This window comes from Salmonella sp. 32010601201800023SM (assembly GCF_017572235.1).
Lineage (GTDB): Bacteria > Pseudomonadota > Gammaproteobacteria > Enterobacterales > Enterobacteriaceae > Salmonella > Salmonella enterica.
In genome coordinates this window covers 1-13615 of record NZ_JAGEQS010000002.1, presented here as the reverse complement: position 1 = coordinate 13615, position 13615 = coordinate 1, and the positions used below count along the sequence as shown (strand labels likewise).

Sequence of the window (13615 nt, the reverse complement as noted above, 5' to 3'; positions counted from 1 at the left end):
GTTTTGCCATGCCATGGATCCAATTGAAACTGAATACCACCGGCGCGAATGCTGAAGAGCTGAGTGATGCGCTGATGGAAGCGGGCGCCGTTTCCATTACCTTTCAGGATACGCACGATACGCCGGTTTTTGAGCCGTTGCCGGGCGAAACCCGTCTGTGGGGCGATACCGATGTGATCGGTCTGTTCGACGCCGAAACCGACATGAAAGACGTTGTCGCGATTCTGGAGCAACATCCGCTGCTGGGTGCCGGATTTGCCCATAAAATCGAACAACTGGAAGATAAAGACTGGGAACGCGAATGGATGGATAATTTCCATCCGATGCGTTTTGGCGAGCGTCTGTGGATTTGTCCCAGCTGGCGTGACATTCCGGACGAGAATGCCGTCAACGTGATGCTCGACCCGGGACTGGCGTTCGGTACGGGTACGCACCCCACCACCTCTTTATGTCTGCAATGGCTGGACGGGCTCGATCTCAACGGCAAAACCGTGATCGACTTTGGCTGCGGTTCAGGCATTCTGGCGATTGCCGCGCTGAAACTGGGAGCGGCAAAGGCGATTGGTATTGATATCGATCCGCAAGCTATTCAGGCCAGTCGCGATAATGCTGAACGCAACGGCGTGTCTGACCGGCTGGAGCTGTACCTGCCGAAAGACCAGCCAGAAGCCATGAAAGCCGACGTGGTCGTCGCTAACATCCTGGCAGGCCCATTACGCGAACTGGCCCCGTTAATCAGCGTACTGCCCGTTGAGTGCGGTCTGCTGGGGCTTTCAGGTATTCTCGCCAGCCAGGCGGAAAGCGTCTGCGATGCTTACGCCGAGCTTTTCACTCTCGACCCGGTCGTCGAAAAAGAAGAATGGTGCCGCATTACTGGCCGTAAGAAATAATTCTTGTCAGCGTGGTCGCCCGGCCACGCTTTTCTCCACACAACTGCCTTAACGCCTTTCAGGCACCGAGACATCATTAAATTCATCAAATGAATGCCTGAAATGACTTCTTTGTCACTATCCGTCTGGATAAACAGCTGCTACCAGCGGACAAAAGGTACTGGCGTTTTAACGGGTCGCAGCCATCGCCCTCGTACTTAGTAATGCTGTCCGGGTTGTTCTGCAGCATCCGCTATCGCGCTCTTCAGCACAGCTGGAAAAATTTATGCGTGCCATTCATGAACACAAAAGCGCATCTGTGCGCCCCCTTCCGACTGGCAACGGAGAAAAGTCACGCGCAGCGGGAAGTGATCTTGTCCTGAAACGAGACGGCGATCCCATTCATTTGGGGTAATTAGCTTATAAAAAAAGCAGATTATTCCGCTTATCTTGTTTCTGGTCGAAGAAATAGAGAGAAGTTACGGGAATTTGTAAGCGCGTACAAAACCGCCGACAATAAATAAACCTATGATTTTACTGAATTATAAATTTATTTTGCTGTTTTTAAGCACGATTCATTGATCTACAACAGTGGATTGTTCAAAGTTTGGCCTTTCATCTCGTGCAAAAAATGCGTAATATACGCCGCCTTGCAGTCACAGTATGGTCATTTCTTAACTCATGCGCATCGGACAATATCAGCTCAGAAATCGCCTGATCGCAGCGCCCATGGCTGGCATTACTGACAGACCTTTCCGGACGCTGTGCTATGAGATGGGAGCAGGATTGACAGTATCCGAGATGATGTCTTCTAACCCGCAAGTGTGGGAAAGCGATAAATCTCGTTTACGGATGGTGCACGTTGATGAGCCAGGAATTCGCACGGTGCAAATTGCCGGTAGCGACCCTGTTGAGATGGCCGATGCCGCACGTATTAACGTGGAAAGCGGCGCCCAGATTATTGATATCAATATGGGGTGCCCGGCGAAGAAAGTGAATCGTAAGCTGGCAGGTTCAGCCCTCTTGCAGTACCCGGATTTAGTGAAGTCTATACTCATCGGGGTCGTAAACGCAGTGGACGTTCCTGTGACTCTCAAGATTCGCACCGGCTGGGCGCCGGAACACCGTAACTGCGTAGAGATTGCCCAACTGGCTGAAGATTGTGGTATTCAGGCTCTGACCATCCATGGCCGCACCCGCGCCTGTTTGTTCAACGGAGAAGCTGAATACGACAGTATTCGGGCAGTTAAGCAGAAAGTTTCCATTCCGATTATCGCGAATGGCGACATTACTAACCCGCATAAAGCCAGAGCTGTTCTCGACTATACAGGGGCGGATGCCCTGATGATAGGCCGCGCAGCTCAGGGAAGACCCTGGATCTTTCGGGAAATCCAGCATTATCTGGACACTGGGGAGCTGCTTCCGCCGCTGCCGCTGGCAGAGGTAAAGCGCTTGCTTTGCACGCATGTTCGGGAACTGCATGACTTTTACGGTCAGGCAAAAGGGTACCGAATCGCGCGTAAACACGTCTCCTGGTATCTCCAGGAGCACGCTCCAGACGACCAGTTTCGGCGCACATTCAACGCTATTGAGGACGCCAGCGAACAGCTGGAGGCGTTGGAGGCATACTTCGAAAATTTTGCGTAAACAGAAATAAAGAGCTGACAGAACTATGTTCGAACAACGCGTAAATTCTGACGTACTGACCGTTTCTACCGTTAACTCTCAGGATCAGGTAACCCAAAAACCCCTGCGTGACTCGGTTAAACAGGCACTGAAGAACTATTTTGCTCAACTGAATGGTCAGGACGTTAATGACCTGTATGAGCTGGTACTGGCTGAAGTAGAACAGCCCCTGTTGGACATGGTGATGCAATACACCCGTGGTAACCAGACCCGTGCTGCTCTGATGATGGGCATCAACCGTGGTACGCTGCGTAAAAAATTAAAAAAATACGGCATGAACTAATTTCGATTAGCTAACTGCTTGTTTAAAAAGGCGCTACTCGGCATGGGGAAGCGCCTTTTTTATACGCATCACATGGAATTTGGTCATGAAAGCGGAATGTGAACCTCAGTACTTTGGCGATGAATCGAAGAAGATTATTCACGGTGACGCGCTAACAGAACTTAAAAAACTGCCTTCTGAAAGCATTGACTTAATTTTTGCCGATCCGCCTTACAATATCGGAAAAGATTTCGACGGTATGGTGGAATCCTGGGACGAAGCGTCTTTTCTGGCCTGGCTGTATGAATGCATTGATGAGTGCCACCGCGTACTGAAGAAACACGGCACCATGTACATCATGAATAGCACAGAAAATATGCCGTATATCGATCTCAAATGCCGAACGCTTTTTACCATCAAAAGCCGTATCGTCTGGTCCTATGATAGTTCCGGGGTGCAGGCGAAAAAATACTTTGGTTCTATGTATGAACCGATCCTGATGATGGTAAAAAACCCGAAAAGCTATACCTTTAACCGTGATGCGATTCTGGTCGAAACCACCACGGGCGCTAAGCGCGCGCTAATCGATTATCGAAAAAACCCGCCCCAACCATACAATCAGAAAAAAGTGCCGGGCAACGTCTGGTCATTTCCTCGTGTACGTTATCTGATGGATGAATATGAAAACCATCCTACGCAAAAGCCCAGCGCGCTGTTAAAACGGATCATACTGGCCTCTTCTAACCCGAGCGATACCGTATTGGACCCTTTCGCGGGCAGTTTCACCACAGGCGCTGTCGCAGCGGCGTCAGGTCGTAAGTTTATCGGTATTGAACTCAATAATGAGTACGTAAAAATGGGGCTCAGAAGATTGAGCGTCACTTCGCATTATTCAGAAAATGAACTTGCAAAAGTCAAAAAGAGAAAAACACAAAACCTGTCCAAAAAGCAGCGAAATGTCGGGATAAACGCGCTATCTTCAGAGAAGTAAAAGCATTGTAAGTCCGCTTTTCAGCGTCAAAATTTCATGTATATTCCCAGCACGCATGGGCATGAATACACAGGATTTGACGATGATACGTAAGTATTGGTGGCTGGTTGTTTTTGCCGTCTCCGTTTTTCTTTTTGATGCGCTTTTGATGCAATGGATCGAATTGATGGCAACTGAACAGGATAAGTGCCGAAACATGGATTCGGTTAACCCTCTCAAATTGATCAATTGTACCGATCTGGAGTAGCGAACCGGGCGATTTAACCTATGATTATTTATCACCCGGATTTCTTTTATCCCTTATAAAAACAGGGAATTAAAACACGTTGAGGATAAAAGAAGGGGTGATACTGTCTCGTCCTGTTCTTTTCCTGCATAACCAATGAGCTAATGATACATGCCGGTTAGTGAGTACAACCACATCCTTGTGGCGGTTTCATTTGCTGTCGCTATTTTTGCGTCCTATACCGCATTAAATATGGCCGGACGCGTAGCCGGAAGCGCCCGATCAAACGCCAGAATATGGCTAATGGGCGGCGGCTTCGCGCTGGGCGTCGGTATTTGGGCGATGCATTTTGTCGGGATGCTGGCGATGGATCACGCGATGAACATGCGCTTCGATCCGTTCCTCACCGGCCTCTCCATGCTGATCGCGATCGGCTCCTCCCTGTTTGCGCTATGGCTGGTCAGCGCTGAAAAACTGCGCCTGCGCCGTTTACTGCCGGGCGCGCTGGTGATGGGACTGGGCATCAGCGCAATGCATTATACCGGGATGGCGGCGCTGCAATTTGCTTCCATTATCGTCTGGAATAGCGCATGGGTTGCCCTCTCTATCATTATCGCGCTACTGGCGTCCTGCGGCGCGCTGTGGCTCACGTTCCGCCTGCGTCATGAGGGAACAGATGTCGCCCTGAGGCGAGCAGGCGCCGCGGTATTAATGGGGATAGCTATCGCCGGCATGCATTACGCCGGCATGAAGGCCGCACACTTTCCCCAAAACTGGCCGATGGAACATCGTGGCGTCGATAGCAACTGGCTGGCTGTTCTTGTCAGCGTGGTCGCGCTGACTATCCTGGGCATTACTCTTCTGGTTTCTTTATTTGACGCCCGGCTTCAGGCCCGCACCGCACTACTTGCCTCTTCGCTGGCGCAGGCGAACCAGGAACTGGCGCAGTTGGCGCTGCATGATACGCTCACCCGTTTACCAAACCGGGTACTCCTTGAGGATCGTCTGGAACAGGCCATCAGCAAAGCGAATCGGGAAGGCTCGTCTTTCGCGCTACTGTTTATGGATCTGGATGGCTTTAAAGCCGTTAATGACGCTTATGGTCATGATATCGGCGATAAGCTACTGGTAGCGGTCACGCATCGTCTGAACCAACCGCTGAGCGGGCAGTTTACCCTGGCGCGGATTGGCGGCGACGAATTTGTGCTGCTTGCAGAAGTCAGCGCGCCTGACGAAGCGGCTTCCCTTGCCAGCGCGCTGGTACATTCTATAGATGCGCCCTTTACGATAGATCCGTACGAACTGGTCGTCACCCTTAGCGTGGGAATAGCGCTCTATCCGCTGGACGGAAAAAACGAACGGGAACTGATGTTCAACGCCGATGCCGCGATGTACCACACGAAACATACGGGGCGTAACGGATACCATTTCTTTCAGCCATCAATGAATATGCTGGCGCAAACCCAACTTCAGCTAATGAATGACCTGTGGCTGGCGCTGGAAAGACAAGAGCTCAGGCTGGTGTACCAGCCTAAATTTCAGGCCCCTGCCGGCCCCATTGTAGGATTTGAGGCCCTGTTGCGCTGGTATCATCCAAAACAAGGCGTACTGAATCCTGACCAGTTTTTACCGCTGGCGGAAAAAACGGGTCTTATCGTCACTATCGGTAGCTGGGTGATAGACGAGGCGTGTCGACAGCTCCGCGAGTGGCACTTACAGGGATACGCCTTATGGTCAGTGGCGGTAAACCTGTCCGCCTTACAATTTGAGCAGCCCGGGCTTGTGGACACCATTACGCGGAGCCTGGCCCGACACAGTATCCGTCCCGATTTATTGATTCTGGAAATCACCGAAACCACGGCGATGAACAAGCCAGAGCAAAGCGTCGCTATACTCACCAGATTAACGGAAATGGGGGTTAAGGCCTCTATTGACGACTTTGGCACCGGTTATTCCAGCCTTCTCTATCTGAAACGTCTTCCAGCGTGCGAACTAAAAATTGATCGCGCTTTCGTACATGAACTCAGCGAGGCAGGCGACGGCGCGACCATTGTTGCGGCTATTGTCGCGCTGGCGAAAGCGTTAAATCTGCAAATTGTGGCAGAAGGGGTAGAAAATGAAACGCAGCAACAATTTTTGACCCAGTTAGGATGCCATACGCTTCAGGGGTTCCTGCTTGGCAAGCCGCGTACGGCAGAGGAAATTGCTCGCGATATTCGGGACCCTGCCAATATATTCACAAGGTAAATATATAATATCAACTCAAAATAATCTCAGGCTTCTTCCGCCTGTTGTTCATTTGGCATTAATTGCCTCACACTGCCATCCGGGCTTAGCATTTTTAATACATTATCGACTAATGCAGGCGCCTGCTTATAAAGATCATAACTTGTGGGATTCATTAACCAGTTCTTTACTATTCCGCTAAAGCTACCATGCAGAATAATTAATATGACATCCAGATCAAGACTGCCTGAGATCAGCTTTTTATCCATACATCGCTGTAATACTTCAAGCAGCGACTGATGATGGAAACCAATCTTCTCCCGAATGGCCTGTTCCGATATCATACCATTATGGAATTCACATTTATGATATAAAATCTGCATTAATGCCTGCTGACGAGGCACTGCCGCAATATATTGTAAGGCTGCAATAAATTTCTCTCGTAGATCCTGTAAAGGATTATCATTCCAGCATCCCGTAAGCCTATCCTGAATAAGTTCGCGTAAAGGTGGTTGCTGTAACCAAACCTCATTAAACAACTGCGTTTTATTCTCAAAGTGCCAGTAGATGGCGCCCCGCGTGACATCAGCGGCATCAGCGATATCATTCAGCGTCGTGTTGGCAACGCCGCGCAAAGCGAACTGCGCAATAGCGGTTTCAATCAAATGTTGCCGCGTTTTAAGCGCATCCGCCTTCGTTTTCTTCGCCATAATTAAGATATCCTGGACCATAAAAACGATAAATACGCTGATAAAATACTCAGCACAAAAAACAACTTTATCATGTCCTTTTTAGTCAGACGAGAGACAGCTATTTTTATTTCGCACAATATCGCCAAATCAATAATAAAAACAAATAAATTAATAAAACACATTCATATAAAATATATATTTCTATTTATGTTATTCAACATCATGATTTTACTAATCGGGACATTATGAAACGACAGGGAATAGTTCTTTTTTTTTGCTTTTATGTGCCGTGAACCCCATCCCAAAATAAGTATTGCTTACATCACAAGCTAATAATTTGTAGGATACCCCACTGCTATTCTATTTTTCGCGCGTTAACGCCTTACCGTTATCCGGTGAATAACGAGCTTTCGGTTTTTTAAGGAACAGTAATGACGAAACATGCCAGGTTTTCACTCCTGCCCTCATTCATCATATTCTCTGCTGCGCTGCTGGCCGGTTGTAATGACCAGGGAGATACCCAGGCTCATGCCGGCGAGCCGCAAGTCACCGTCCATGTGGTCGAAACAGCGCCGCTAGCCGTAACGACCGAACTTCCCGGACGTACGTCCGCATTTCGCATTGCGGAGGTTCGCCCCCAGGTGAGCGGGATCGTGCTTAAAAGAAACTTCACCGAAGGTAGCGATGTAGAGGCCGGGCAGTCGCTCTATCAGATCGATCCTGCCACTTATCAGGCCGATTATGACAGCGCTAAAGGCGAACTTGCTAAAAGCGAAGCGGCTGCGGCTATCGCGCACCTGACGGTCAAACGCTATGTTCCACTGGTCGGCACAAAATATATCAGCCAACAGGAATATGATCAGGCGATTGCCGACGCCCGCCAGGCCGATGCCGCCGTTGTGGCGGCAAAAGCCGCTGTTGAAAGCGCGCGTATTAACCTTGCGTATACCAAAGTCACCTCACCCATCAGCGGGCGTATAGGAAAATCTAATGTGACTGAAGGCGCGCTGGTGACTAATGGTCAGTCAACTGAACTGGCTACCGTGCAACAACTCGACCCGATTTATGTCGACGTGACGCAATCAAGCAACGACTTTATGCGACTCAAGCAATCCGTCGAACAAGGTAACCTACATAAAGACAGCGCCAGTAGCACGGTTCAACTGGTAATGGAAAATGGTCAGGTCTACCCGATTAAAGGCACGCTGCAATTTTCCGACGTTACCGTAGATGAAAGCACCGGCTCTATCACGCTCAGGGCGGTGTTCCCTAACCCGCAACACAGTCTGCTTCCCGGTATGTTTGTTCGCGCCCGCATTGATGAAGGCGTCCAGCCCAATGCCATCCTTGTCCCCCAGCAGGGCGTAACCCGCACGCCGCGCGGCGACGCAATGGTGATGGTGGTTAACGATAAAAGCCAGGTCGAAGCCCGCAATGTCGTGGCGGCGCAGGCCATTGGCGATAAATGGCTCATCAGCGAAGGGTTAAAACCGGGCGATAAGGTCATCGTCAGCGGCTTACAAAAAGCGCGACCGGGCGTCCAGGTGAAAGCCACTACCGATGCTCCTGCAGCGAAAACGGCGCAATAAGGTAACCGTACATGGCAAACTTTTTTATTAGACGTCCTATTTTCGCCTGGGTTCTGGCCATTATCCTGATGATGGCTGGCGCACTGGCAATAATGCAACTTCCCGTTGCGCAGTATCCAACCATTGCGCCGCCAGCGGTTTCTATTTCTGCAACCTATCCTGGCGCGGATGCGCAGACGGTACAGGATACGGTTACTCAGGTTATCGAACAAAATATGAACGGTATCGATAACCTGATGTATATGTCCTCTACCAGCGACTCTGCTGGTAGCGTGACCATCACCCTGACCTTCCAGTCCGGAACCGATCCGGATATCGCGCAGGTTCAGGTGCAAAATAAATTGCAGCTCGCCACGCCTTTACTGCCGCAAGAAGTCCAGCAGCAGGGGATTAGCGTTGAAAAGTCCAGCAGCAGCTTTTTGATGGTCGCCGGGTTCGTTTCAGATAATCCGAACACTACCCAGGACGACATCTCTGACTATGTCGCCTCTAACATTAAGGATTCTATCAGCCGTCTGAATGGTGTGGGCGACGTTCAGCTCTTTGGCGCACAGTACGCCATGCGTATCTGGCTGGATGCGAATCTGCTAAATAAATACCAGCTCACGCCAGTTGACGTCATCAACCAGTTAAAAGTACAGAACGACCAGATTGCGGCAGGCCAACTGGGCGGCACGCCAGCATTACCGGGCCAGCAGCTTAACGCCTCAATCATCGCCCAAACGCGTCTGAAAGATCCGGAAGAGTTCGGCAAAGTTACGTTGCGCGTCAATACCGACGGCTCTGTCGTTCATCTCAAAGATGTCGCGCGTATTGAGCTTGGCGGTGAAAACTATAACGTTGTAGCGCGCATTAACGGTAAACCGGCCTCCGGTCTCGGTATTAAACTGGCGACCGGCGCTAACGCGCTGGATACCGCAACCGCAATCAAAGCGAAACTGGCGGAGCTGCAGCCTTTCTTCCCCCAGGGAATGAAGGTGGTTTATCCTTATGACACAACGCCCTTCGTAAAAATATCTATCCACGAAGTGGTAAAAACGCTGTTTGAAGCGATTATTCTGGTGTTCCTGGTAATGTATCTGTTCTTACAGAATATCCGGGCAACCCTGATTCCTACCATCGCTGTTCCTGTCGTGTTGCTAGGCACTTTTGCGGTACTCGCCGCCTTTGGCTATTCCATCAATACTCTGACGATGTTTGGTATGGTACTGGCGATAGGGCTGTTGGTTGACGATGCGATAGTGGTCGTAGAAAACGTTGAACGTGTAATGATGGAGGATAACCTTTCTCCCCGAGAGGCGACGGAAAAATCCATGTCGCAGATTCAGGGAGCGCTGGTTGGTATCGCGATGGTACTGTCTGCGGTATTTATCCCGATGGCCTTTTTTGGCGGCTCGACCGGGGCAATTTATCGCCAGTTCTCTATTACTATTGTTTCAGCAATGGCGCTATCCGTTCTGGTTGCGTTGATTCTGACGCCAGCACTGTGCGCTACGCTGCTTAAACCCGTATCTGCTGAACATCACGAGAAAAAAAGCGGCTTCTTTGGCTGGTTCAATACCAGGTTTGACCACAGCGTTAACCACTATACTAACAGCGTAAGCGGCATCGTGCGTAATACGGGTCGCTATCTCATTATCTATCTACTTATTGTAGTCGGAATGGCGGTTCTGTTTTTACGCCTCCCGACCTCCTTCCTGCCGGAAGAAGATCAGGGGGTATTCCTGACCATGATTCAGCTCCCCTCTGGCGCTACGCAAGAACGTACGCAGAAAGTGCTGGATCAAGTCACTCATTACTACCTGAATAATGAAAAAGCGAACGTCGAAAGCGTGTTTACCGTAAACGGCTTTAGCTTTAGCGGTCAGGGACAAAACTCAGGGATGGCATTTGTCAGCCTTAAACCCTGGGAAGAGCGTAACGGTGAAGAAAATAGCGTCGAAGCCGTTATCGCCAGAGCGACACGCGCCTTTAGCCAGATTCGCGACGGGTTGGTGTTCCCCTTCAACATGCCGGCAATTGTCGAGTTAGGTACCGCAACAGGTTTCGACTTCGAACTGATTGATCAGGGAGGACTCGGTCACGATGCGTTAACAAAAGCGCGTAATCAACTCCTGGGTATGGTCGCGAAGCATCCTGATCTATTAGTGCGCGTACGCCCGAACGGGCTGGAAGACACGCCACAGTTCAAGCTGGATGTCGATCAAGAAAAAGCGCAGGCGCTCGGCGTTTCGCTGTCTGATATCAACGAAACCATCTCCGCGGCGTTGGGCGGCTATTACGTTAACGACTTTATCGATCGCGGACGAGTGAAAAAAGTATACGTTCAGGCTGACGCTCAGTTCCGTATGCTGCCGGGAGATATCAACAATCTTTATGTTCGCAGCGCTAATGGCGAGATGGTGCCCTTCTCTACCTTTAGCTCAGCACGGTGGATTTATGGTTCGCCACGCCTGGAACGCTATAACGGGATGCCGTCAATGGAACTGCTCGGTGAAGCAGCGCCCGGACGAAGTACCGGTGAAGCCATGTCGTTAATGGAAAACCTGGCTTCACAGCTGCCAAACGGTATTGGCTATGACTGGACAGGTATGTCGTATCAGGAACGGTTGTCAGGTAACCAGGCGCCGGCGCTGTACGCAATCTCACTCATTGTCGTTTTCCTCTGCCTTGCCGCTCTGTATGAAAGCTGGTCAATTCCGTTCTCGGTAATGCTGGTCGTACCGCTCGGCGTGGTTGGCGCTCTGCTTGCAGCGTCATTGCGCGGTCTGAACAATGACGTTTACTTCCAGGTTGGCTTGTTAACCACTATTGGCCTTTCTGCTAAAAACGCCATCCTGATTGTCGAGTTCGCCAAAGATCTCATGGAAAAAGAAGGACGTGGATTGATTGAAGCGACGCTGGAAGCATCCCGTATGCGTTTACGTCCTATTCTAATGACCTCGCTGGCCTTTATTCTCGGGGTAATGCCGTTAGTTATCAGTCGTGGCGCAGGTAGTGGGGCACAGAACGCAGTAGGCACAGGGGTTATGGGGGGAATGTTAACCGCAACCTTATTAGCTATCTTCTTCGTGCCAGTATTCTTCGTTGTTGTAAAACGCCGATTTAATCGCCATCATGATTAACCGGTAAACAGAGGCGTCTTCGGACGCCTTTTTAAACGGTACGTCTTTATCTCCGCTATTCCTCCCTCTCCGCTTACTTTTGCATTCTCCATAGTTTTTACAATTCACATGAATTGAGATGATTCCTCATGTCGGCCATTTTTTCTGTGGTGGTAAAATAACTCTCGTTTTCGCAGCGGTTAGAGCCAGCATTTACGTTGTTGTACTTCGCGAAACGCTGATTAATGAGGTAACACCATGAAAAGACTAATTCCAGTTGCATTGCTTACCACCTTATTGGCAGGTTGTGCACATGATTCTCCCTGCGTACCGGTTTATGACGATCAAGGGCGGCTGGTTCATACCAATACATGTATGAAAGGTACTACGCAGGATAACTGGGAGACAGCAGGCGCTATTGCTGGCGGCGCTGCGGCGGTAGCAGGGTTGACGATGGGTATCATTGCGCTTTCTAAATGATACATGCAGGCGCGGCAATGCCGCGCTTTCAGTAATAATATAAAGGTCGTAAGGATACTCAGCGACGTAATCTGTTCAGCCTGTCCCCCGAAAGTTAACACGATAAAACGCTCTCTTTTCTTACTCGCCCATCCCGATGGTATTTATTCTATTCCTTGTCCGATGCAGACAAAATTGTAGCTTGATAGCATCGTAAGCCGCATTACAAACACGCTTTATACAGTAAGACTTAGAGCGTGGTCATTAGGCGTAATTATCGCAGACAGTCTGGATAAAAACCGGAGCATACACGTAATACATGAGGATTTTGAGCACTGTCCCAGGGCCAAACTGGCAAATAAAATAGCCTAATGGGCCAGATTCTTAGTCCTCAGCGAATATCTCTATTGCTTATTAGAGGCGTAAGTAAAAGCCGTTTGTACATCCACTTCAACACGGTTCACATTCTATGGTTCAGGCGGATATATGGCGGGAAATCACGTTGACTAAAACGGTTTTTATCCACTCTACGAAGATGTTATATACCCAAAATAATTCGAGTTGCTTAAAGGCGGCAAGGGAGTGAGTCCCCAGGAGCATAGATAACTATGTGACTGGGGTGAGCGACAAATCTGCCGGGAGCAGATTTGAACGTCGCGTGCGACGGCCCGTCAGGGCGAGGCCCATGAATGGGCCGAGTAATCCGTAGCCAACACATAAGCGACTTGAAGTATGAAGGGTATAAACCAAATATAAAACGCGTCGGCGCCATTAACCGATAACTTTTTCCATAGAGAGATAAATGCAAAAAGGCCCAATCTTTCGATTGGGCCTTTTGCTTTATTTGATGTCTGGCAGTTCCCTACTCTCGCATGGGGAGACCCCACACTACCATCGGCGCTACGGCGTTTCACTTCTGAGTTCGGCATGGGGTCAGGTGGGACCACCGCGCTACTGCCGCCAGACAAATTCTTTTTCAAATACCGAACTTTAACCGTATTAAGTGGTGCTGATACCCAGAGTCGAACTGGGGACCTCACCCTTACCAAGGGTGCGCTCTACCAACTGAGCCATATCAGCACACTAAATTTGATGCCTGGCAGTTCCCTACTCTCGCATGGGGAGACCCCACACTACCATCGGCGCTACGGCGTTTCACTTCTGAGTTCGGCATGGGGTCAGGTGGGACCACCGCGCTACTGCCGCCAGGCAAATTCTTTGTGCTCTGTACGCAATTTTTTATCGCATCAGCGGCGTTGCCTGCGCTCGTAAAGTCAGTCACATACTTCTGTATGCTCCTTCCTTTCCTTCGCTTGCCGCCTTGCTGCTGCGCAAATTATTGCGTACTCAACTCTGAATCAGTGCTGAAAATCTGTCTTCTCATCCGCCAAAACATCTTCGGCGTTGTAAGGTTAAGCCTCACGGTTCATTAGTACCGGTTAGCTCAACGCATCGCTGCGCTTACACACCCGGCCTATCAACGTCGTCGTCTTCAACGTTCCTTCAGGAGA

At 49.9% G+C, this 13615-nt stretch carries 10 protein-coding genes, 1 tRNA gene and 3 rRNA genes; 9 read left to right on the top strand and 5 right to left on the bottom strand.

All coding sequences use genetic code 11. The features are described 5' to 3' along the window. Positions 1-8: 8 nt before the first annotated feature. The 6 genes from prmA to J4617_RS07420 all read left to right on the top strand — a co-directional run bounded on the left by prmA (position 9) and on the right by J4617_RS07420 (position 6281). Positions 9-890 carry a 50S ribosomal protein L11 methyltransferase gene (gene prmA / locus J4617_RS07445; RefSeq protein WP_001145846.1) on the top strand — a complete coding sequence of 294 codons (882 nt, stop codon included), beginning with the start codon at positions 9-11 and terminating at the stop codon, positions 888-890. 660 nt (positions 891-1550) lie between these two features. Next, positions 1551-2516: a tRNA dihydrouridine synthase DusB gene (dusB, locus tag J4617_RS07440; RefSeq protein ID WP_001219664.1), complete on the top strand. Its 966-nt coding sequence runs from the start codon at positions 1551-1553 to the stop codon at positions 2514-2516. A gap of 25 nt (positions 2517-2541) precedes the next feature. Then, positions 2542-2838, top strand: coding sequence for a DNA-binding transcriptional regulator Fis (gene fis / locus J4617_RS07435; RefSeq protein WP_000462905.1), 297 nt, complete (start codon positions 2542-2544; stop codon positions 2836-2838). Positions 2839-2923: 85 nt separating this feature from the next. Then, positions 2924-3808, top strand: coding sequence for an adenine-specific DNA-methyltransferase (gene yhdJ, locus J4617_RS07430; RefSeq protein ID WP_000642611.1), 885 nt, complete (start codon positions 2924-2926; stop codon positions 3806-3808). 82 nt (positions 3809-3890) lie between these two features. Continuing rightward, a complete protein-coding gene (locus tag J4617_RS07425; RefSeq protein WP_000620015.1) occupies positions 3891-4055 on the top strand; it encodes a DUF2556 family protein in 165 nt (54 codons plus the stop codon). A 150-nt stretch (positions 4056-4205) separates the two neighbouring features. Further along, positions 4206-6281 (top strand): bifunctional diguanylate cyclase/phosphodiesterase, encoded by a 2076-nt coding sequence (locus tag J4617_RS07420; RefSeq protein WP_001524655.1) that lies wholly within the window; start codon positions 4206-4208, stop codon positions 6279-6281. A 26-nt stretch (positions 6282-6307) separates the two neighbouring features. On the opposite strand, the gene envR is transcribed toward J4617_RS07420, so the two are convergent. Further along, on the bottom strand, positions 6308-6970 hold the full coding sequence (gene envR, locus J4617_RS07415; RefSeq protein ID WP_001085721.1) for an acrEF/envCD operon transcriptional regulator: 663 nt from the start codon (positions 6968-6970) through the stop codon (positions 6308-6310). 413 nt (positions 6971-7383) lie between these two features. Here envR and J4617_RS07410 point away from each other — a divergent pair, with 413 nt between their 5' ends. The 3 genes from J4617_RS07410 (at position 7384) to J4617_RS07400 (ending at position 12125) form a co-directional block, all read left to right on the top strand. Next, positions 7384-8541 carry an efflux RND transporter periplasmic adaptor subunit gene (locus J4617_RS07410; protein WP_000160383.1) on the top strand — a complete coding sequence of 386 codons (1158 nt, stop codon included), beginning with the start codon at positions 7384-7386 and terminating at the stop codon, positions 8539-8541. Positions 8542-8552: 11 nt separating this feature from the next. After that, a complete protein-coding gene (locus J4617_RS07405; RefSeq protein ID WP_001273283.1) occupies positions 8553-11666 on the top strand; it encodes an efflux RND transporter permease subunit in 3114 nt (1037 codons plus the stop codon). Positions 11667-11903: 237 nt separating this feature from the next. Next, a complete protein-coding gene (locus tag J4617_RS07400) occupies positions 11904-12125 on the top strand; it encodes a membrane protein (protein WP_000825645.1) in 222 nt (73 codons plus the stop codon). A gap of 828 nt (positions 12126-12953) precedes the next feature. Here the strand turns inward: J4617_RS07400 and rrf (J4617_RS07395) are convergent. From rrf (J4617_RS07395) to J4617_RS07380, 4 genes are all read right to left on the bottom strand, one after another. Continuing rightward, positions 12954-13069: ribosomal RNA gene (gene rrf, locus J4617_RS07395) — 5S ribosomal RNA — on the bottom strand. A gap of 39 nt (positions 13070-13108) precedes the next feature. After that, positions 13109-13184, bottom strand: a tRNA-Thr gene (locus tag J4617_RS07390). Positions 13185-13198: 14 nt separating this feature from the next. Beyond that, positions 13199-13314 (bottom strand): 5S ribosomal RNA (gene rrf, locus J4617_RS07385). A gap of 198 nt (positions 13315-13512) precedes the next feature. After that, positions 13513-13615 (bottom strand): 23S ribosomal RNA (locus J4617_RS07380); the annotation flags it as partial.

Excerpts from the sequence above, each read along its gene's own strand:
- dusB (WP_001219664.1), top strand. The coding sequence starts at position 1,551 with ATGCGCATCGGACAATATCAGCTCAGAAATCGCCTGATCGCAGCGCCC.
- prmA (WP_001145846.1), top strand. The coding sequence starts at position 9 with ATGCCATGGATCCAATTGAAACTGAATACCACCGGCGCGAATGCTGAA.
- J4617_RS07410 (WP_000160383.1), top strand. The coding sequence starts at position 7,384 with ATGACGAAACATGCCAGGTTTTCACTCCTGCCCTCATTCATCATATTC.
- fis (WP_000462905.1), top strand. The coding sequence starts at position 2,542 with ATGTTCGAACAACGCGTAAATTCTGACGTACTGACCGTTTCTACCGTT.
- J4617_RS07400 (WP_000825645.1), top strand. The coding sequence starts at position 11,904 with ATGAAAAGACTAATTCCAGTTGCATTGCTTACCACCTTATTGGCAGGT.
- J4617_RS07405 (WP_001273283.1), top strand. The coding sequence starts at position 8,553 with ATGGCAAACTTTTTTATTAGACGTCCTATTTTCGCCTGGGTTCTGGCC.
- envR (WP_001085721.1), bottom strand. The coding sequence starts at position 6,970 with ATGGCGAAGAAAACGAAGGCGGATGCGCTTAAAACGCGGCAACATTTG.
- yhdJ (WP_000642611.1), top strand. The coding sequence starts at position 2,924 with ATGAAAGCGGAATGTGAACCTCAGTACTTTGGCGATGAATCGAAGAAG.
- J4617_RS07425 (WP_000620015.1), top strand. The coding sequence starts at position 3,891 with ATGATACGTAAGTATTGGTGGCTGGTTGTTTTTGCCGTCTCCGTTTTT.
- J4617_RS07420 (WP_001524655.1), top strand. The coding sequence starts at position 4,206 with ATGCCGGTTAGTGAGTACAACCACATCCTTGTGGCGGTTTCATTTGCT.